The 19025-nt window shown below is 65.5% G+C and carries 18 protein-coding genes; 13 read left to right on the top strand and 5 right to left on the bottom strand.

Annotated features, from left to right (window positions below; genetic code table 11):
- The first annotated feature begins 3 nt into the window (after positions 1 to 3).
- The 9 genes from HZB49_RS11135 (at position 4) to parC (ending at position 10091) form a co-directional block, all read left to right on the top strand.
- Entirely contained in the window at positions 4 to 2301 is a 2298-nt protein-coding gene (locus HZB49_RS11135) for a bifunctional (p)ppGpp synthetase/guanosine-3',5'-bis(diphosphate) 3'-pyrophosphohydrolase (protein ID WP_291611051.1), read from the top strand.
- Positions 2302 to 2453: 152 nt separating this feature from the next.
- Positions 2454 to 3221: a pyridoxine 5'-phosphate synthase gene (locus HZB49_RS11130; protein WP_291611049.1), complete on the top strand. Its 768-nt coding sequence runs from the start codon at positions 2454 to 2456 to the stop codon at positions 3219 to 3221.
- A complete protein-coding gene (gene acpS / locus HZB49_RS11125; protein WP_291611047.1) occupies positions 3218 to 3637 on the top strand; it encodes a holo-ACP synthase in 420 nt (139 codons plus the stop codon). Before HZB49_RS11130 ends, acpS begins: the two co-directional genes overlap by 4 nt.
- A gap of 287 nt (positions 3638 to 3924) precedes the next feature.
- Positions 3925 to 4683, top strand: a complete 759-nt coding sequence (gene lepB, locus HZB49_RS11120) for a signal peptidase I (protein ID WP_291611045.1) — start codon at positions 3925 to 3927, stop codon at positions 4681 to 4683.
- Complete coding sequence (rnc, locus tag HZB49_RS11115; RefSeq protein WP_291611043.1) at positions 4680 to 5516, top strand: ribonuclease III; 837 nt, start codon at positions 4680 to 4682, stop codon at positions 5514 to 5516. The genes lepB and rnc overlap by 4 nt, the downstream gene beginning before the upstream one ends.
- Positions 5506 to 6432: a GTPase Era gene (era, locus tag HZB49_RS11110; RefSeq protein ID WP_291611041.1), complete on the top strand. Its 927-nt coding sequence runs from the start codon at positions 5506 to 5508 to the stop codon at positions 6430 to 6432. Before rnc ends, era begins: the two co-directional genes overlap by 11 nt.
- A 74-nt stretch (positions 6433 to 6506) precedes the next feature.
- A complete protein-coding gene (locus HZB49_RS11105) occupies positions 6507 to 6887 on the top strand; it encodes a hypothetical protein (protein ID WP_291611039.1) in 381 nt (126 codons plus the stop codon).
- A 123-nt stretch (positions 6888 to 7010) separates the two neighbouring features.
- Positions 7011 to 7766, top strand: a complete 756-nt coding sequence (gene recO, locus HZB49_RS11100) for a DNA repair protein RecO (RefSeq protein ID WP_291611037.1) — start codon at positions 7011 to 7013, stop codon at positions 7764 to 7766.
- A gap of 72 nt (positions 7767 to 7838) precedes the next feature.
- The gene (gene parC / locus HZB49_RS11095) at positions 7839 to 10091 is read left to right on the top strand and encodes a DNA topoisomerase IV subunit A (protein ID WP_291611035.1); all 2253 of its coding nucleotides are present in this window, start codon (positions 7839 to 7841) and stop codon (positions 10089 to 10091) included.
- A 151-nt stretch (positions 10092 to 10242) separates the two neighbouring features.
- On the opposite strand, the gene HZB49_RS11090 is transcribed toward parC, so the two are convergent.
- From HZB49_RS11090 to HZB49_RS11080, 3 genes are all read right to left on the bottom strand, one after another.
- Complete coding sequence (locus tag HZB49_RS11090; protein ID WP_291611034.1) at positions 10243 to 10776, bottom strand: isoprenylcysteine carboxylmethyltransferase family protein; 534 nt, start codon at positions 10774 to 10776, stop codon at positions 10243 to 10245.
- A 94-nt stretch (positions 10777 to 10870) separates the two neighbouring features.
- Positions 10871 to 11764, bottom strand: coding sequence for a slipin family protein (locus HZB49_RS11085; protein ID WP_291611032.1), 894 nt, complete (start codon positions 11762 to 11764; stop codon positions 10871 to 10873).
- A gap of 5 nt (positions 11765 to 11769) precedes the next feature.
- On the bottom strand, positions 11770 to 12150 hold the full coding sequence (locus HZB49_RS11080) for a GntR family transcriptional regulator (RefSeq protein WP_291611030.1): 381 nt from the start codon (positions 12148 to 12150) through the stop codon (positions 11770 to 11772).
- 102 nt (positions 12151 to 12252) lie between these two features.
- On the opposite strand from HZB49_RS11080, the gene HZB49_RS11075 reads away from it, so the two are divergent.
- The 4 genes from HZB49_RS11075 (at position 12253) to arsC (ending at position 17416) form a co-directional block, all read left to right on the top strand.
- On the top strand, positions 12253 to 14247 hold the full coding sequence (locus tag HZB49_RS11075) for a pyrroloquinoline quinone-dependent dehydrogenase (protein WP_291611027.1): 1995 nt from the start codon (positions 12253 to 12255) through the stop codon (positions 14245 to 14247).
- Between the two features lie 334 nt (positions 14248 to 14581).
- Positions 14582 to 15808, top strand: coding sequence for an MFS transporter (locus tag HZB49_RS11070; protein WP_291611025.1), 1227 nt, complete (start codon positions 14582 to 14584; stop codon positions 15806 to 15808).
- 236 nt (positions 15809 to 16044) lie between these two features.
- Positions 16045 to 16971, top strand: coding sequence for a cation diffusion facilitator family transporter (locus HZB49_RS11065; protein WP_291611023.1), 927 nt, complete (start codon positions 16045 to 16047; stop codon positions 16969 to 16971).
- A 37-nt stretch (positions 16972 to 17008) separates the two neighbouring features.
- Positions 17009 to 17416 (top strand): arsenate reductase (glutaredoxin), encoded by a 408-nt coding sequence (gene arsC / locus HZB49_RS11060; protein ID WP_291611021.1) that lies wholly within the window; start codon positions 17009 to 17011, stop codon positions 17414 to 17416.
- Positions 17417 to 17534: 118 nt separating this feature from the next.
- On the opposite strand, the gene HZB49_RS11055 is transcribed toward arsC, so the two are convergent.
- Both HZB49_RS11055 and HZB49_RS11050 read right to left on the bottom strand, forming a co-directional pair.
- Positions 17535 to 17726 (bottom strand): hypothetical protein, encoded by a 192-nt coding sequence (locus HZB49_RS11055; protein ID WP_291611019.1) that lies wholly within the window; start codon positions 17724 to 17726, stop codon positions 17535 to 17537.
- 52 nt (positions 17727 to 17778) lie between these two features.
- Positions 17779 to 18942 (bottom strand): MFS transporter, encoded by a 1164-nt coding sequence (locus HZB49_RS11050; protein WP_291611017.1) that lies wholly within the window; start codon positions 18940 to 18942, stop codon positions 17779 to 17781.
- Between the last annotated feature and the right edge of the window lie 83 nt (positions 18943 to 19025).

Raw genomic sequence — 19025 nt, 5'->3', positions numbered from 1 at the left:
CGGATGGTGTTTTGGCGTCGCAGTACACGGCAGATGCAGGCCGCAACCGAGCAGGTTGCGGTGGCGCCCGCCGCTGCGCCTGCGCCCGCCCGGCCGGCCAAGCCGCGTGCCGGCATGATGCGGCAATACGACCTGGTTGAGAAAGTCAGGTCGTACAACCCGGACACCAACGAGGACCTGCTCAACCGCGCCTATGTCTACGCCATGAAGGCGCATGGCGCCCAGACCCGGGCCTCCGGCGATCCCTATTTCTCCCATCCGCTCGAGGTCGCGGCGATCCTCACCGACCTCAAGCTCGACGACGCCACCATCGTCGCGGCCCTGCTGCACGACACCATCGAGGATACCGAGGCGACACGGGCCGAGATCGACCAGGTTTTCGGCCACGAGATCGGCGCGCTGGTCGAGGGCCTCACCAAGCTGAAGCGGCTGGAACTGGTCTCGCGCGAGGCCAAGCAGGCGGAAAACCTGCGCAAGCTGCTGCTGGCCATCGCCGACGACGTCCGCGTGCTCCTGATCAAGCTCGCCGACCGCCTGCACAACATGCGCACGCTGGAATTCGTGCCGCCGGCCTCGCGACGTCGCATCGCGGAGGAGACGCTCGACATCTATGCACCGCTCGCCGGCCGCATGGGCATGCAGGAGATGCGCGAGGAGCTGGAAGACCTTTCCTTCCGCAGCATCGATCCGGAAGCCTATGCGGTGGTGAAGCAGCGCCTCGATGCGCTGGCCGAGCGCAACCGCAACCTGATCGGTGAGATCGAAAGCCAGTTGCACAAGAACCTGCAGAAGAACGGCGTCGTCGCCCACGTCTATGGCCGCCGCAAGAAGCCGTTTTCGATCTGGACCAAGATGGAGCGCAAGTCGGTCGGCTTCGAGCAACTGTCCGACATCTTCGGCTTCCGCGTGGTGCTCGACAGCGTCGAAGCCTGCTACCACGCGCTCGGCGTCGTCCACACCACCTGGCCGGTGGTGCCCGGCCGCTTCAAGGACTACATCTCGACGCCCAAGCAGAACGACTACCGCTCGATCCACACCACCGTGATCGGTCCGGGCAACCAGCGCGTCGAGCTGCAGATCCGCACCGAGGAGATGGACCGGATCGCCGAATTCGGCATCGCCGCGCATGCCTTCTACAAGGACGGCGTTGGCTCGCCGACCGAGCTGTTGAAGCGGGAGTCCAACGCATTTGCCTGGCTGCGCCACACCATCGGCATGCTGTCGGAGAGCGCCAACCCGGAAGAGTTCCTCGAGCACACCAAGCTCGAGCTGTTCCACGACCAGGTGTTCTGCTTCACCCCGCGCGGCAAGCTGATCGCGCTGCCGCGCCATGCCAACGTGATCGATTTCGCCTATGCCGTGCATACCGACGTCGGCAACAGCGCGGTCGGCTGCAAGATCAACGGCAAGTTCGCGCCGCTGTCGTCGGAGCTTGCGAACGGCGACGAGGTCGAGGTGCTGACCTCCGAGGCGCAGTCGGCGCCGCCGTCGGCGTGGGAAACGCTGGCCGTGACGGGCAGGGCGCGCGCTGCCATCCGCCGCGCCACCCGCACCGCGGTGCGCGACCAGTATGCCGGGCTCGGCCGGCGCATCATCGAGCGCCTGTTTGCGCGCGCCAAGATCGACTATGCCGACGACAAGCTGAAGGGCGCGCTGGCGCGGCTGGCGCGAACCTCCATCGAGGAGGTGATGGCCTCGGTCGGCCGTGGCGAACTGAAAGCCTCCGACGTCGCCCGGGCGATGTATCCCGACTACAAGGAGGAGCGGGTCGCGCGCTATGGCCTCAAGAAAGGTCTCGCCGACAAGCTGAAGCAGGCCCAGCCGCACCATCCGTCGCGCTCCAGCGCCGTGATTCCCGTCGGGGGCACCGGCAAGGCCGATTTGCCGATCAAGTTCGCGCCCAATGGCGGCGCGGTGCCGGGCGACCGCATCGTCGGCATCATCACGCCGGGCGAGGGCATCACGATCTATCCGATCCAGGCGCCGGCGCTGAAGGATTTCGAGGACGAGCCCGAGCGCTGGCTCGACGTGCGCTGGGACATCGACGAGACCACGCCGCAGCGCTTCCCGGCGCGCATCCGCGTCGACAACGTCAACGAGCCCGGCAGCCTCGCACAGGTCGCCACCGTCATCGCCGAGCACGACGGCAATATCGACAACATCAGCATGTACCGCCGCTCGCCCGATTTCACCGAGCTCACCATCGACCTCGAGGTCTACGACCTCAAGCATCTCAGTGCAATTATCGCGCAACTCCGTGCAAAGGCGGTCGTCGCGCGGGTCGAGCGCGTCAACGGATAATTTTTCACGTATGGTAGACCCTCATGGTGAGGAGGCGCCCTTGCGCCGTCTCGAACCATGAGGTCACATTGGGGCCCGCATCCTTCGAGACGCGCGTTCCGCGCTCCTCAGGATGAGGGGTCGTCCACCGGATTAGTCTACGAGTTGAAACGATGCCCAAACCTCCGCCGCTGCGCCTCGGCGTCAATGTCGATCACGTCGCCACCCTGCGCAATGCGCGCGGGGGGCAGCGTCCCGATCCCGTGCGCGCGGCGCTAGCCGCCATCGAGGCCGGCGCCGACGGCATCACAGCCCATCTGCGCGAGGACCGCCGCCATATCCGCGACGAGGACATGACGCGGCTGAAGGCCGAAATCTCGAAACCGCTGAATTTCGAGATGGCGGCGACCGACGACATGCTGCGGATTTCGCTCGCGACCAAGCCGCACGCAGTATGCCTGGTGCCGGAGCGGCGCGAGGAACTCACCACCGAGGGCGGGCTCGACGTCGCCGGCCAGCACAATGTGCTGCAGCCCTTCATCGCCAGGCTCAACGATGCCGGCATCCGGGTCTCGCTGTTCATTGCCGCCGATCCGCGCCAGATCGAGATGGCGGCGAAGCTGCGCGCGCCCGTGATCGAGATCCACACCGGCGCCTGGTGCGACGCCGTCGTCGACGGCCACACCGCCAGGGCCGGTGCCGAATGGCAGCGCATCGTGGCCGGTGCGAAACTGGCGCGCGCCGCGGGGCTCGAGGTGCATGCCGGCCACGGGCTCGACTATGCGACCGCCGAGACCATCGCCGCGCTGCCCGAGATCGTCGAGCTCAACATCGGCTATTACATGATCGGCGAGGCCATCTTCGTCGGCATCGGCGAGACCGTCCGCCAGATGCGTGCTGCGATGGCGCGGGGGCGGCAGAAGGCGGAAGGCGCGGCATGATCATCGGAATCGGCTCCGACCTGATCGACATCACCCGGGTCGCCAAGGTGATCGAGCGCCATGGCGACCGCTTTCTCGACCGCATCTTCACCGACGCCGAGCGCGCCAGGGCCGAGCGGCGCGCCAAGAGCGAGAAGATGGTGGTTGCCACCTATGCCAAGCGCTTTGCCGCCAAGGAGGCCTGTTCCAAGGCGCTGGGAACCGGGATTCGGCGCGGGGTGTGGTGGCGCGACATGGGGGTGGTGAACCTGCCAGGCGGCCGGCCGACCGTGCAGCTGACGGGCGGCGCGCTGGCCCGTCTGCAGGCCCTGACGCCGGAAGGGCTGGAAGCCCGGATCGACCTCTCCATCACCGACGATTGGCCGCTCGCGCAGGCCTTTGTCATAATTTCGGCCGTCGCCCCCGGCAAATCCTGAGGCCTTCCGGTCGGAATCGCATCCAGGCAAGGGCAAAACTAAAAGTCATTGTAATATCAATGATTTGCGTAGTTTTATTCGCAGCCTTGATTGCGCGTCTGCGAACAACCGTCTAAAACGCCGCAGGGTTATCAGGTCGAGCGAGGAGCGGTTCCGGTTTGCGCCGGAAAGCGTTCTCAACAACAGAAATAGAGAGCATTTTCTTCGAGCGGGACGGGTAACCGATTCGCTCAAGGAAAACGCTCTGCCACCGCGCGGGGCTCCCGCGTGCGGAAATTGGGAAAGCGATGAGCGTGACTTCAGGGACTAAATCAGAGAGCGGATTTGGTGAAACCGTCCGCGTCGTCATCCATGCCCTGCTGATCGCGCTGGTGATCCGCACCTTCCTGTTCCAGCCCTTCAACATCCCCTCCGGGTCGATGAAGGCGACGCTTCTGGTCGGCGACTATTTGTTCGTCTCGAAATATTCCTACGGCTACAGCCACTACTCGATCCCGCTGTCGCCGCCGCTGTTCTCCGGCCGCATCTTTGGCTCCGATCCCGCCCGCGGCGACATCGTCGTATTCCGCCTGCCGAAGGACGATTCCACCGACTACATCAAGCGCGTGATCGGGCTGCCCGGCGACCGCGTCCAGATGAAGGAGGGGCTGCTCTACATCAACGACATGCCGGTCAAGCGCGAGCGGCTTTCCGATTTCGTCGGCGAAGACCCCTGCGGCTCCGACGCCAACGCGCGCGTCAAGCGCTGGAGGGAGACGCTTCCGAACGGCGTCAGCTATGAGACGCTCGATTGCGTCGATGTCGGCTTCTACGACAACACCAATGTCTACACCGTCCCGGCCGGCCATTTCTTCATGATGGGCGACAACCGCGACAACTCGACCGACAGCCGCGTGCTGTCGGCGGTCGGATACGTGCCGTACCAGAACATCATCGGCCGCGCCCAGATGATCTTCTTCTCGATTGCCGAGGGCGAACACGCCTGGATGTTCTGGCGCTGGCCGACGGCCGTGCGCTGGAATCGCCTCTTCACCATCGTGCGATGAACGACGACACCCCCGTCATCCAGAAACCGGCCAGATCCGGCGACGCAAGCCAGCAGTCCGACGCCGCGCCGGATTCTGCGCCCACCAGGGAGGCTGCGCGGAAGAAGAAGCAGGGGGCCGGGGCCCGCAAGACGGCGGCGCTGAATTCGATCGAGACCCGCATCGGGCACAAGTTCGCCAAGCGCGCCGGCCTCGTCACGGCGCTGACGCATGTGTCGGCGCTCAGCCAGGCCAAGCGCAACCGCGCCGACAGCTACCAGCGCATGGAATTTCTCGGCGATCACGTGCTCGGCCTCGTCATCTCCGACATGCTCTACAAGGCGTTTCCGAAGGCCGACGAGGGCGAGCTGTCCAAGCGCCTCGCCGACCTCGTGCGCCGGGAGACCTGCGCGGAGGTGGCAAGATCGCTCGGGCTCGGCGAGGACATCAAGCTCGGCGCTGTCGGCAATTCCGCGGCCGCCGCCCGCTTGCGCGAGTCCGTGCTCGGCGACATCTGCGAGGCCGTGATCGGCGCGATCTATCTCGACGGCGGCTATCCGGCGGCGGCCGCCTTCGTCGAACGCCACTGGACCGAGCGGATGCACAAGAACCGTCGTCCGATGCGCGACGCCAAGACCGCGCTGCAGGAATGGGCGCAATCCAGGGGGCTGCCGACCCCGGTCTATCGCGAGATCGAACGCACCGGGCCGCACCACGATCCGCACTTCCGCGTCGCGGTCAGCCTGCCGGGGCTGGAGCCGGCGGAAGGCGTCGGCGGCAACAAGCGCGCGGCGGAAAAGAACGCGGCGCTGGCGATGCTCGCGCGCGAAGTCGGCGGCAAATATGAAGGCTGAAGAAACGACGGCGACGCCGGCCGCGACGCGCTGCGGCTTCGTCGCCCTGATCGGCGCGCCCAATGTCGGCAAGTCGACGCTGGTCAACGCGCTGGTCGGCGAGAAGGTGACCATCGTGTCGCGCAAGGTGCAGACCACGCGCGCGCTGATCCGCGGCATTGTCATCGAGGGCAACGCGCAGATCATCCTGGTCGACACGCCCGGCATCTTCGCTCCGAAGCGGCGGCTCGACCGCGCCATGGTCATCACCGCCTGGACCGGCGCGCACGATGCCGACCTCGTCTGCGTGCTGCTCGACGCCAAGCTCGGGCTCGATGCCGAGGCGGAGGCGATCTTCGAGAAGCTCGCCAACGTGCCGCATCCCAAGATGCTGGTGATCAACAAGATCGACCTCGTGGCGCGCGAGAAGCTGCTGGCGCTGGCCAAGGCCGCCAACGACCGCATGAAGTTTGATCACACCTTCATGATCTCGGCGCTGTCCGGCGACGGCATCGCCGACCTGCGCAAGGCGCTTGCCTCGGCGCTGCCGGCGGGGCCGTTCTTCTATCCCGAGGACCAGATGACGGTGGCGCCGATGCGCCATCTCGCCGCCGAGATTACGCGGGAAAAGATATTCGAGCAGCTGCATCAGGAGCTGCCGTACCAGTCGACGGTCGAGACCGACACTTGGACCGAGCGCAAGGACAATTCGGTGCGCATCGAGCAGACGATCTTCGTCGAGCGCGAAAGCCAGCGCAAGATCGTGCTGGGCAAGGGCGGCGCCACCATCAAGTCGATCGGGGCGGCGGCGCGCAAGGAGATCGCCGAGATCGTCGGCCACCCCGTGCATCTCTTCCTGTTCGTGAAGGTGCGCGAGGACTGGGGCGACGATCCCGACCGCTACCGCGAAATGGGACTCGAGTTCCCCAAGGAATAGGGCATGATCCCGAAAAGTGGGAACCGGTTCTCGGAAAAGAACATGCCCAAGAAGAAGGACTAACCGAGTTCGCCATGAACATCCCGAAGAACGTCTGGTGGTTCGAAGTCCTGCTCTATGCGTCGCTGGTGCTGGATGCGCTTTCGGTCGCGTTCCAGGACCGCACGCCGAGCGCGCGCATGAGCGAGCAGATGGTCAACGGCGCCACGCTGACGGCGCTGGCGCTGCTGCTCTTGCTGTTCTGGTGCGTCTGGCTCGCCGCGCGCCGCAAGAAGAGCTGGCCGCGCTGGGCGCTGATGGGCGCGCTGGTGCTGTCCCTGGTCTCGCTGGCGCAGGTGATCGGCGAGCGCGGCATGCAATTCGACGTGTTCGTCGACACCGTTTCCTGCGCGATGACGGCCGTGGGCCTCTATCTGTCGTTCACGGGCGATGCCAGGGACTGGTTCGATGCGTAAGGATGCGTAGGGTGGGCAAAGGCGCGGCACGCGCCGTGCCCGCCTCCACAAAGTCGCTGCTTCTGTTGATCGTGAAGGTGGGCACGCTACGCTTTGCCCACCCTACATGCTACGCTTTGCAACATGGAATGGACCGACGAAGGCATCGTGCTGGGCGTGCGGCGGCATGGCGAATCTTCCGCCATCGCCGAGCTGATGACGCGCGAGCACGGCCGGCACCTTGGCTTGGTGCGCGGCGGCGCCGGCTCGCGGATGCGGCCGCTGCTGCAGCCCGGCAACGGCGTGCGCGCGGTGTGGCGGGCGCGGCTCGACGAGCATCTCGGCACCTACACGATCGAGGGCACGGAGCTGCGCGCCGGCTCGCTGCTGGCATCCTCGCATGCGGTCTACGGCGTGACGCATCTGGCGGCGCTGGTGCGCCTGCTGCCCGAGCGCGACCCGCATGAAGACATCTACGAAATGCTCGGGCAGACGCTGGACGATTTCGAGGATGCCGTCGGCGCGGCCGCGCATGTGGTGCGCTTCGAGCTCGCCATGCTCGCCGAGCTCGGCTTCGGGCTCGACCTGTCGAACTGTGCGGCCACCGGCGAGACCGACGAACTGATCTATGTCTCGCCGAAATCCGGCGGCGCGGTGTCGCGCAGCGCCGGCGAGCCATGGCGCGACCGCCTGTTGCGGCTGCCGGCCTTCCTGCGTGAGGGCGAGGCGGCTGCGGCCGGCTTCACCGACGAGGATATCCAGGACGGTTTCCGGCTCACCGGCCTGTTCCTGCTCCGCCACGTGCTGGAGCCGCGCGGGCAGGGCCATTCCGACGCCCGCGAGGGCTTCATCAACGCGGTGCTGAAATATCGGGCGCGGGCGGCCTCCGCGGTTCCGTAGCGCCCTTGTGCGGCCTAGATTGGGCTGCTGATTCGCAACCGATTCGACCACCAAAAATCCAGAACGGCACCCATGGGAAAGCAAGTCACTCCGCCGGAACCGGCCGAGGTCCACGAGGTCATGCTGCGCGATGCGCTGGAAGAGCGCTATCTCGCCTATGCGCTCTCGACCATCATGCACCGCGCGCTGCCGGACGCCCGCGACGGCCTCAAGCCGGTACACCGGCGCATCCTCTACGGCATGCGCCTGCTGCGGCTCGACCCCAACGCCGCGTTCACGAAATCCGCCAAGATCGTCGGCGACGTGATGGGTTCGTTCCATCCGCATGGCGACCAGGCGATCTACGACGCCATGGTGCGCCTCGCGCAGGATTTCAACTCGCGCTACCCGCTGGTCGACGGCCAGGGCAACTTTGGCAACATCGACGGCGATAACCCCGCCGCCTACCGCTACACCGAAGCGCGCATGACCGAAGTCGCGCGACTTCTGCTCGAAGGCATCGACGAGGACGGCGTCGAATTCCGTCCCAACTACGACGGCAAGTCGAAGGAGCCGGCAGTGCTGCCCGGCGGCTTCCCGAACCTGCTCGCCAATGGCGCGCAGGGCATCGCGGTCGGCATGGCGACCGCAATCCCGCCGCACAACGCCGCCGAGCTTTGCGATGCCGCGCTGCACCTGATCGAGAAACCCGAGGCCAAGTCGAAGTCGCTCCTGAAATGGGTCAAGGGCCCGGATTTTCCGACCGGCGGCGTCGTCGTCGATTCCAAGGATGCGATCACCGAGGCCTACGTCACCGGGCGCGGCTCGTTCCGCACCCGCGCGAGGTGGAAGCAGGAGGAGGGCGCCCGCGGCACCTGGGTCATCGTCGTCACGGAAATTCCGTGGCTGGTGCAGAAGTCGCGGCTGATCGAGAAGATCGCCGAGCTGCTCAACGAGAAGAAGCTGCCGCTGGTCGGCGACATCAGGGATGAGTCGGCGGAGGACATCCGCCTTGTGATCGAGCCGCGTGCGAAAACGGTCGATCCGGAACTGATGATGGAATCGCTGTTCAAGCTCACCGAGCTCGAAAGCCGCATTTCGCTGAACCTCAACGTGCTGATCAAGGGCAGGATCCCCAAGGTGGTGGGTCTCGCCGAATGTCTGCGCGAATGGCTCGACCATCTGCGCGACGTGTTCGTGCGCCGCACCAACTTCCGTAAGGCCCAGATCGAGAACCGCCTGGAGATCCTCGGCGGCTACCTGATCGCCTACCTCAACATCGACAAGGTGATCAAGATCATCCGCACCGAGGACGAGCCGAAGCCGGCGCTGATCAAGGCGTTCAAGCTCACGGAAATGCAGGCCGACGCCATCCTCAACATGCGCCTGCGCTCTCTGCGCAAGCTCGAGGAGATGGAGATCAGGACGGAGGACAAGAACCTCCGCAATGAATTGAAGGGCGTCAAGTCGCTGCTGGGCTCCGAGCCCGAGCAGTGGAAGAAGGTCAGCGAGCAGGTCACCAAGGTCCGCGACATGTTCGGGCCGAAGACGCCGCTCGGCAAGCGGCGCACGACATTTGCCGACGCGCCCGAGCACGATCTTGCCGCGATCGAGGAAGCCTTTGTCGAGCGCGAGCCGGTGACCGTCGTGGTGTCCGAGAAGGGCTGGGTCCGCACCATGAAGGGCCATGTGGAGGATCTCTCCGGCCTGTCGTTCAAGACCGACGACAAGCTCGAGCACGCATTCTTCGCCGAGAGCACCTCGAAACTCCTGGCGTTCGCCACCAACGGCAAGTTCTATTCGCTCGACGTCGCAAAGCTGCCGGGCGGCCGCGGCCATGGCGAGCCGATCCGCATGTTCATCGACATGGAGCAGGAGGCCTCGATCGTCTCGCTGTTCGCCAACAAGGGCGGCCGCAAGTTCCTGGTCGCCAACAGCGACGGGCAGGGCTTCGTCGTCAACGAGGACGATTGCGTCGGTAACACCCGCAAGGGCAAGCAGGTGATGAATGTCGACATGCCCGTGGAAGCCTGCGCGATTGCGGCGGTCGCGGGCGACACCGTCGCCGTGATCGGCACCAACCACAAGATGGTGCTGTTCCCGCTGGAGCAGGTGCCGGAGATGGCGCGCGGCCGCGGCGTGCGCCTGCAAAAATATTCCGGCGGCAGGCTATCTGATATCGCCGTGTTCGACGCCAAGGCGGGCCTGGTGTGGAAGGACTCCGCCGGCCGCGAGCAGAGCATGACCATGAAGGAGCTGTCCGACTGGCGCGGCAACCGTGCCGACGCCGGCCGCCTCGCGCATGGCCTGCCAAAGTCGAACAAGTTCAACCGCGGGGTGGAGTAGAGGCGGCTTAGACCGCTTGAGGGGTGCTTTGTGCGGAAGTTGCACGAGATCGTCGTCCGTGATCCCGATCAACTCTCTGGAGCGAGCGTTCAGTTATTTGTAGGCAAATTGATCGCGCGGTTTGGCATCCGATGGATCTATGCAGGCGACATCAATGGTGCCGCCATGGGGTCATCCGCGGTATCCAGCGCGGGACGGCGGCGCGGAACTCCTCGTACTCTCCCCCAAACGTTTGCTCGAGCGTGGGTTCTTCGTACGCTACGACGAAGGCGTGGAAGGCGAGCCACAACAGCGCGCCGTAGACGATGAGGCGCCAATCGCCCATCAGCACCGCTTGACCCAGGATGATGGCAACGACCGCGACGTATATTGGATTGCGCACATGACGGTACAGACCGGTCACCACGAGATTCCTTGTCGGCGCGATGGGCGCGGGGGTGCCGAGACCCTGCAGCGCGAAACGCGCAAATGCGTCAACGAGCCCAGGCACGCCTGCGAGAATCATTATCGCGCCGATGCCGCGCGTCAGCTCCAGACCAAGGAACGGCGGCCGGAGTTGCCAACCCGTGATCGACCATGGAACGAGCCCCGCCAGCGTACATGGGGCGACCACGAAGAAAACCGCCGAGCCCAGGACGGCAATGGTTCGTTGCAGGGCGGTTCCCGACACTCGCTGCGAACTCATTCCAACCTCCCCTTCATGGTTTCCCGTCGTCATCCGGGTGCCGACACGCTCGCCGAGACGCGCTCTGCGCGCTCCTCAGATGAGGATTTTGAGTTTACCCCTGCGTTTTCCCTGCGCCCGCGACGACGCCGAGTGCGCTGGCTGGGTTCATGGCGTCGACCATCGATGTCGGGATCAGGATGGTGGCGCCGCGCTCCTTGGTGGTCTCGTAGATGATGTTCATGGCGCGGAGCTGCAGCGCACCCGGGCTGCGCGCATAGAGTTCGGCTGCTTCGACGAATTTCTGCGCGATCTCCTGTTCCGCCTGGCCGAGCAGCACGCGTGCCAACCGCTCGCGTTCCGCCTGCGCCTGCCGGCTCATGGCATCCTGTAGCGCAGGCGGCACGCCGATGTCGCGGATTTCGACCGACAGCACCGAGATGCCCCAATCGGCGGTCTTGCGCCCGATCTCCTCGCGCAACTGAATGTCGCCCTGCTTGCGGTCGGCGAGCAGCGTCGACAGCAGTGAGGAGCCGACGATCTCGCGCAGCGAAGTCTGCGCGACCTGCATGATGGCCTGGCGGTAGTTGGAGATCTCCAGCGCCGCGCGCTCGGGATCGTGGATCTGCCAGAACACCACGGCGTCGATATTGACCGGCACGGTGTCCTTGCTCAGCGCGGTCTCGGCGTTGATCTCGGTGGTCTGGATGCGCTGGTCGAGCCAGGACGCCACGCTGTCGATGAAGGGGATGATGGCGAACATGCCGGGGCCGCGGATGGCGGTGAGCTTGCCGAGCCGGAGCACCACGGCGCGTTCCCACTGGTCGGCGATCATCAGGGATTGCGGAATGAGCGCGGCAATGACGGCGAGGACGCCTGCGATCCAATAGTAGCTGCGCGCGCCGCTCTGCTCTCCCTGCCATGCGCACCATGCCGCGGCGGCTGCAACGAGGACTGCGAGGACGATCGCCGGTTGATTGACACCCTTTGCTTTAAAATAGTTGTTCATGACGACTATTCCTTCTGCTTTGCGAGGGTTTTGATTCGGTCGGCAACGGCGAGGGGATCGATGCCCATCGTCGCGGCCGTAGCGAGAACCTGTTTTGCCAGACTGTCGGTCTGGGCTTGTTGCGCCCGCGCGCCCATGGCGGGCGGCGGCTTGGCGACGAAGCTGCCGCGCCCGCGCACCAGCGTGATGGCGCCGAGCCGCTCCAGCTCGTCATAGGCATGCCGCACCGTATTGAGGTCGACCTTCAGTGCGACGGCGACTTCGCGCATGGTCGGCATCTGCTCGCCGGGCGCGAGCAGGCCGCCGCCGAGATGCCGCAAAATCTGCTCGCGCAGTTGCACGTAGATCGGGACGCCCGAGCTTTCGAGGCGGAGGGCTTTGAGCAAGTCTGTATGCATTAACTAGTACACTAGACAAATAGTACTCGATAGTCAATACTGGTTGCGGCCCGGCCAAGGCGTTAGGCTGGCTGGGGCAGGGAGGATGACATGATTGCTCGTGTCGCAATTCTCGGCGCAGCCCTGGCGCTGCTGCCGTCTGCACTCCACGCCCAGACCATCCCCGGTGCATTGCCTGAATCGGCCAAAGCACTCTCTGCCGGCGAATGGCCGGCCTATGCCGGCACCTATGCCGCCGCGCGCTACTCGCCGCTGGCGCAGATCACGAAAGACAACGCGAAAAACCTGCGCGTCGCTTGGCGCTGGAAGTCACCTGACATGGCGGTGCGCGCGACGCGGCCGGAAACCATCGCGCCGAGCCTTGCCAATGAATCGACGCCGCTGATGGTTGGCGGCGTGCTCTACACCTCGACTTCGCTGTCGCAGGTCGCCGCCATCGACGCCGCCACGGGCGAGACCAAATGGGTGTTCGACCCCAAAATCTACGACAACGGCCTTGGCGCGCCCGCCAATAATGGCTGGCTGCACCGCGGCGTCGCCTGGTGGAAGAATGGCGACGACGAACGCATCATCATGCTGACGGCATTTTCGCAGATGATTGCGCTGGATGCGAAGACGGGAAAGCCGGTCGCGGGCTTCGGCAAGGACGGCCGCGTCGATCTCACCCAGGGCCTGCGCATTCCCGTCGATCCCGTCTACTACACCATGACCTCGCCACCGGTGATCGTGCGCGGGGTCATCGTGGTGGGGTCGTCCGTATTCGATTTCTGGGGCAAGCGGCCGGCCCCGCCCGGCGACGTCAGGGGCTTTGACGTCGTGACGGGACGCCAGCTCTGGACCTTCCACACCGTGCCGCAGGGCGAGGAGCCCGGCGTCGAGACTTGGGAGAAAGGCTCCTGGAAGGAAACCGGCAACGCCAATGTCTGGGCGCCGATGAGCGCCGACGAGGAACTCGGCTACGTCTATCTGCCGGTCACCACGCCGAGCAACGACTATTACGGCGGCCATCGTCCCGGCGACGGGCTCTATGGCGAAAGCCTGGTTTGCATCGAGGCTGTGACCGGCAGGAAAGTCTGGCACTTCCAACTCGTGCACCACGGCCTGTGGGACTACGATCCGCCTGCCGCGCCGAACCTGATCGACGTCACGGTTGACGGCAGGAAGATCAAGGCGGTGGCGCAGCCGACCAAGCAGGCTTTCCTCTACGTGTTCGATCGCGTCACGGGTAAGCCCGTGTGGCCGATCGAGGAGCAGCCGGTCCCCGCATCGACCGTGCCGGGCGAAGTAGCTTCGAAGACGCAGCCGATTCCCTCGAAGCCGGCGCCGTTTGACCTGCAGGGCGCGCGCGACGAGAACCTGCTCGACATCACGCCGGAGCTTCACAAGGAGGCGGTCGAGATCGCCAATGTCTTCGATCGCGGTGGCTTGTACACGCCGCCGACACAGCGCGGCACCATCGTCGTTCCCGGCAATGCCGGCGGCGCCAGCTGGTCGGGCGCTGCCGTCGATCCCCAGACCGGCATGCTCTATGTCGGCACCTACCGCGTTCCGTCGCTGATCAAGATCGACAAGCCCGAGCCGTGGCAAGGAACCTATGACTATGTCGGCAACGCGCAAACCTGGCTGCCGGGGCCGCGCGGCCTGCCGCTGCTCAAGCCGCCGTTCGGCAGCATCGTCGCCATCGACATGAATTCGGGCGAGCACCGCTGGCGCATTCCCGTCGGGCGCACCGGCGCGCTGCCGCTGTTCCGGCAGGCCGGCGTGCCGGTAGCCGACAATCTCGGCGTGATGACGCGGAGCTGGGCGCTGGTGACCAAGACCGTGATGATCGTCGTGCAGATGGGCGTCTCCAGCGCCCCGCGCTGGGATGCCCGCTACGGGCGTCTGATCCGCAATCTCTTCGCCCTCGATCCGCATTTGTGGGTGTACGACAAGGCGACCGGCGAGAAGCTTGCCGACATCGCCCTGCCGTCCAACGCGACGGGATCGCCGATCACCTACATGGTGGCGGGCAAGCAGTTCATCGCCTTTCCCGTCGGCGGCGGCGGATTGCCGGAAGAGTTGATCGCGGTGGCGCTGCCGTAGCTATGCGGAATTTGCAGGATGGGTTGAGCGAAGCGAAACCCATCATGTCACAACAAGATCGATGGGTTTCGCTTCGCTCAACCCATCCTACACGCTGTGAGCTTGTCCCGTCGTTCCGGGGCGCGCGAAGCGCGAACCCGGAACCTCGAGATTCCGGGTTCGATGCTACGCATCGCCCCGGAATGACGGGCCAAGTGGGCGCCTGATCGTCGCGCGCGCCTTGCGCACGGATGCAATTCGACCTACTTTTATGGCCACGGGGACAAGGCAGGCTCCCCGTCAGACGGCCCGCCGTCCAAGCTCTGCGCACCACTCGATGTCTCGAGGATTGCGCATGGACGCAGGCACCATTAATCAACCGGAATCGGCCACGGGATCCTCGCTGATCGCGCTGCTCTACGCGGCCCGCGCGCTGCGCGGCTTCGGCGACGGCTTTGCCATCATCATCCTGCCGGCCTACATGACCGCGCTCGGCTATGACGCGGCGGCGGTCGGCATCGTCGCCACCGCCTCGCTGCTCGGCACGGCGCTGCTCACGCTTCTGATCGGCTGGATCGCGCCGCGCTTCGACCTGCGCGCGCTGCTGCTGTTCGGGGCGGCCTTGATGACGGCAACGGGTCTCGCATTCCCCAACGTCGAGCATCTCACCCTGATCGCGCTGGTCGCCTTCGTCGGCACCGTCAATCCCTCCGGCGGCGATCTCGGCGTCGCCGTGCCGCTGGAGCACGCGGTGCTGGCGCGCACCGCCTCCGACGAGCGGCGCACGCAGGTGTTCGCACGCTACAGCCTGATCGGCGCGCTCTGCGCCGCCGCCGGCTCGCTGGCGGCCTCGCTGCCGGATTTTCTCGTCGCCTCCGGCGGCACCCAGCTCGGTGCCTTCCGGCTGATGTTCTACGCCTATGCCGCGCTCGGCGTGATCTGCGCGCTGCTCTATCGCCAGGCGCCGCATGGTCACGCGGAGGAGAAGGCGCATGCGCCGCTCGGCCCGTCGCGCGGCACGGTCTACAAGCTCGCGGCGCTGTTTTCCGTCGACGCCTTCGCCGGCGGCTTCGTCGCGCAATCGCTGCTGGTGCTCTGGCTGTTCCAGCGCTTCGATCTGTCGCTGTCGGCGGCCGGCGTGTTCTTCTTCTGGGCCTCGACGCTGTCGGCCTTTTCCTATCCGGTCGCAGCCTGGATTTCGCGGCGGATCGGGCTCGTCAACACCATGGTGTTCACGCATATCCCCTCCAGTATCTTCCTGATCGGGGCCGCCTTCGCGCCCGATCTCTACGTCGCGCTGGCGCTCTTGCTGTTGCGCTCGGCCTTGTCGCAGATGGATGTGCCGACCCGCACCTCCTACGTCATGGCCGTGGTGACGCCGGCGGAGCGGCCGGCGGCGGCCAGTGTCACCGCGGTGCCGCGCAGCCTCGCTTCCAGCATCAGCCCGGCGATCGCCGGCGTGCTGCTGACGACGAGCTTTTCTGGCCTGCCGCTGGTGGTCTGCGGCGCGCTGAAGATCGCTTACGATCTCGCGCTGCTGTACACGTTCCGCCACGTCAAGCCGCCGGAAGAGCAGGGGTAGGCCGCTCGTTCAGTTCGTAGGATGGGTTGAGCCAACGGGTCGCGCGAACGCGCGCCCGATGACAAGCTCCGCGAAACCCATCGCTTTCCCGTTGCCGAGGCATGATGGGTTTCGCTGCGCTCTACCCATCCTACGATTGCATCGCCTGTGATAGTATTCGCTTCGCCAAGCGCTATATCGGGCTGACTTCGTGTGCGACTCGTACAGGGCTCGCCAATATCAGCCGGAGACGTCCGATGGCGCACAGCCACCACGGCCATGATCATAGCGGCGGGCACGCGCACGCACCGGCCGATTTTGGCAGGGCGTTTGCCGTCGGCATTGCGCTGAACTCCGCCTTCATCGTGGCTGAACTGGTGTTCGGCTGGCTCGGCAATTCGACGGCGCTGATTGCCGACGCGGGCCATAATCTCAGCGACGTGCTTGGCCTCTTCGTCGCCTGGGGCGCCGCATCGCTGTCGAAGCGGGCGCCTGACGGCCGCTTTACCTACGGTTTCCGCGGCTCCTCGATTCTCGCCGCCCTGTTCAACGCGGTCTTCCTGCTGGTCGCGGTGGGTGCGATCGGCTGGGAATCCGTCCTTCGCTTCTTCAACCCGGAGCCGGTATCGGGGATGACCGTGATGGTCGTGGCCGGGATCGGCATTGTCATCAACGCCGCAACCGCCATGATGTTCGCAAAGGGACGCAAGAGCGACATCAACATCGAGGGCGCGTTCCTGCACATGGCCGCCGATGCGGCCGTTTCCCTTGGCGTCGTGATCGCGGCCGGCCTGATCCTCTGGACCGGCCAGATGTGGATCGACCCGTTGATGAGCCTTTTGATCTGCGCTGTCATTTTCTGGAGCACCTATGGCCTGCTCCGCAGCTCGGTCAGCATGTCGCTCGACGCCGTGCCGGCCGGGATCAGTGCGGAAGCGGTGAAGGAATTCCTGCGAAAGCAGCCGGGCGTGACGCAGGTTCACGACTTGCATATCTGGCCGATCAGCACGACCGAGACCGCCTTGACGTGCCATGTGGTGATGCCGGCAGGCCACCCCGGCGATCGATTCCTCATCGAAACCGCGCACCGGCTTGCGCACGACTTTTCCATCGGTCACGCCACGCTCCAGATCGAGATCAGCGAGGATACGCGATGTGCGCTTGCGCCGGACGAAGTGGTGTAGCCCGTGTGACGGTCAACCCGTGTGAGGAACTGTGCCCGTGAAAGTCACCATCTATCACAACCCCGCCTGCGGCACGTCGCGCAACACGCTGGCCATGATCCGGCAGAGCGGCGAGGAGCCCGAGGTGATCGAATACCTGAAGACGCCACCAGGCCGCGAGCGGTTGCTTGAACTGGCCAGGGCGATGGGCGTTCCCGTCCGCGCAATGCTGCGTGAGAAAGGCACGCCCTATGCCGAACTTGATCTCGCCGATCCCAAATGGAGCGATGACGAGCTGATCGGCTTCATGCTGGCGCATCCGATCCTGATCCAGCGTCCGATCGTGGTGACGGACAAGGGCGTGCGGATATGCCGGCCGTCCGAGCTGGTGCTCGACCTGCTCGACAAGCCCGTGGCGTCCTTCGTGAAGGAGGATGGCGAGGTAGTGGGAAAGGCAGGGCGGTGACGACTTGCGCGCGCTCCACGCGTCATTCCCCGCTAGCCGCTCCGCGACGTGGGCGTATGGTCCTGGCGCCGCTTGCTTTCCACATCATTTGATCGCGACGCCGGAGAGGCCGTGAGATTCAGTTGCGCGGCGCCGCAGGGACGGGCGCGGGCGGCGGTCCCATGCCGGCCGATCCCTTCGGCTTCATCGTGCCGGCATAGAAGGAAAGCACGAACACCAGGGCGAGGCACGCAAGATAGACCGCATAGGATTGCGGCGGTGTGATTGCCCATTTCCACCAGCTTCGGCCCGGATTGGTCTCGTTGTCCATGATGCCGTTCCGCGTGATTGAGCCGTCTATGGAAAACAACAACCCGGTTCGGTCAAGTCCTCGACGATGCGGATCTCGCGTTGAGCAGGAACAGCGCTGCAAGCGCGGCGAGGCTGAACACCGAGGATACGATCAGCACCTTGCTGCCCATGACGTCGATCAGCAGGCCGAACGCCAGCGGCGCCGCGGCCTGCGCCATCCGCGAGGGCGCGCCGAGCAGGCCGAGCCGATAGGCGTAGTTCTGCGAGCCGAAGATGGCGAGCGGAAGCGTGCCGCGCGCAATGGTCAGGATGCCGTTGCCCGTTCCATGAAAAACGGCGAACACGCTCGCGAAGGCGCCGCCGAACAAGAGGACGATGGCGGCCCCGATCGGGTGCGTGACACAGGAGAGGCGCGTCGAGAGCAGCGGATGGTAACGGCTGAGCACGCTCGCCTCCACGACCCGCGCCGCGACCTGTGCGGGTCCGATCAGGGCGCCGGCCGCAATCGCCTGCACCGAGGTCGCGCCAGCCGCTTCGAGGATGCGCGGGAAGTGCGCCGCCATCGCGCTGGTGACGCTCCAGGCCGCCGCGAACACGAAGGCGAGCACGATCATGGCCCGGTCGATCGGGACATGCGGCTTCACGGCATTGGCGATCGCGGCCTTGGCGCCGTGCACCGCCGGCAGCATGAAGAAATTGATCGGCAGCCCGAGCAGGATATGCGCCGCCGCCCAGGCAAAGCAGGTGTTGCGCCAGCCGATCTGCTCGAGCCCGAGCGCCGTCAGCGGCCAGCCGACGGTGGAGGCAAAGCCTGCGATCAGCGTGATGCCGGTGATCGAGCGCCGCGCCGCGTCGCCATAGATGCGGCCGAGCGCGCCGAACGCGGCGTCATAAAGGCCCATGCCCATGCCGATGCCGAGCAGCAGCCAGGCAATCACGAGGACCGGGATGGAATAGGTGAAGCCGAGCAGGGCGAGTCCCGCGGCGAGCGTCAGATTGGAGATGCACAGCACCGAGCGGCCGCCGACGAGGTCGATCTGCCGGCCGACGCGCGGCCCGAGAATCGCCGAGAGCACCAGCGAGGCCGAGAAGGCTGCAAAGATCCAGTTCGAGGAGACGCCGAGATCGCGGCCGATCGGGTCGGCCAGAATCGCGGGCAGGTAATAGCTCGAGGCCCAGGCCAGCGTCTGCGTCGTGCCGAGCGCCAGGATGATCGGAAGCTGCGGCGGGTTCATTTCCTCGTGAGTCCGATTCCTGCCGGCTGCATCCGGTTCTCCTTGAAGCGCAGCCGCATTTGCCGCGCTCGCAATCATGCCGT

Source organism: Bradyrhizobium sp., assembly GCF_016219575.1.
In the GTDB taxonomy this organism is placed as follows: Bacteria; Pseudomonadota; Alphaproteobacteria; order Rhizobiales; family Xanthobacteraceae; genus Bradyrhizobium.
This window is presented reverse-complemented; position numbering and strand designations above follow the sequence as displayed.

Bases quoted from the DNA above. Each gene is read 5' to 3' on its own strand.
- HZB49_RS11070 (WP_291611025.1), top strand. From the start codon at position 14,582: ATGGACGCAGGCACCATTAATCAACCGGAATCGGCCACGGGATCCTCG.
- recO (WP_291611037.1), top strand. From the start codon at position 7,011: ATGGAATGGACCGACGAAGGCATCGTGCTGGGCGTGCGGCGGCATGGC.
- rnc (WP_291611043.1), top strand. From the start codon at position 4,680: ATGAACGACGACACCCCCGTCATCCAGAAACCGGCCAGATCCGGCGAC.
- HZB49_RS11090 (WP_291611034.1), bottom strand. From the start codon at position 10,776: ATGAGTTCGCAGCGAGTGTCGGGAACCGCCCTGCAACGAACCATTGCC.
- HZB49_RS11085 (WP_291611032.1), bottom strand. From the start codon at position 11,764: ATGAACAACTATTTTAAAGCAAAGGGTGTCAATCAACCGGCGATCGTC.
- HZB49_RS11130 (WP_291611049.1), top strand. From the start codon at position 2,454: ATGCCCAAACCTCCGCCGCTGCGCCTCGGCGTCAATGTCGATCACGTC.
- HZB49_RS11105 (WP_291611039.1), top strand. From the start codon at position 6,507: ATGAACATCCCGAAGAACGTCTGGTGGTTCGAAGTCCTGCTCTATGCG.
- HZB49_RS11055 (WP_291611019.1), bottom strand. From the start codon at position 17,726: ATGGACAACGAGACCAATCCGGGCCGAAGCTGGTGGAAATGGGCAATC.
- era (WP_291611041.1), top strand. From the start codon at position 5,506: ATGAAGGCTGAAGAAACGACGGCGACGCCGGCCGCGACGCGCTGCGGC.
- HZB49_RS11065 (WP_291611023.1), top strand. From the start codon at position 16,045: ATGGCGCACAGCCACCACGGCCATGATCATAGCGGCGGGCACGCGCAC.
- lepB (WP_291611045.1), top strand. From the start codon at position 3,925: ATGAGCGTGACTTCAGGGACTAAATCAGAGAGCGGATTTGGTGAAACC.
- HZB49_RS11050 (WP_291611017.1), bottom strand. From the start codon at position 18,942: ATGAACCCGCCGCAGCTTCCGATCATCCTGGCGCTCGGCACGACGCAG.
- parC (WP_291611035.1), top strand. From the start codon at position 7,839: ATGGGAAAGCAAGTCACTCCGCCGGAACCGGCCGAGGTCCACGAGGTC.
- HZB49_RS11135 (WP_291611051.1), top strand. From the start codon at position 4: ATGGTGTTTTGGCGTCGCAGTACACGGCAGATGCAGGCCGCAACCGAG.
- HZB49_RS11075 (WP_291611027.1), top strand. From the start codon at position 12,253: ATGATTGCTCGTGTCGCAATTCTCGGCGCAGCCCTGGCGCTGCTGCCG.
- acpS (WP_291611047.1), top strand. From the start codon at position 3,218: ATGATCATCGGAATCGGCTCCGACCTGATCGACATCACCCGGGTCGCC.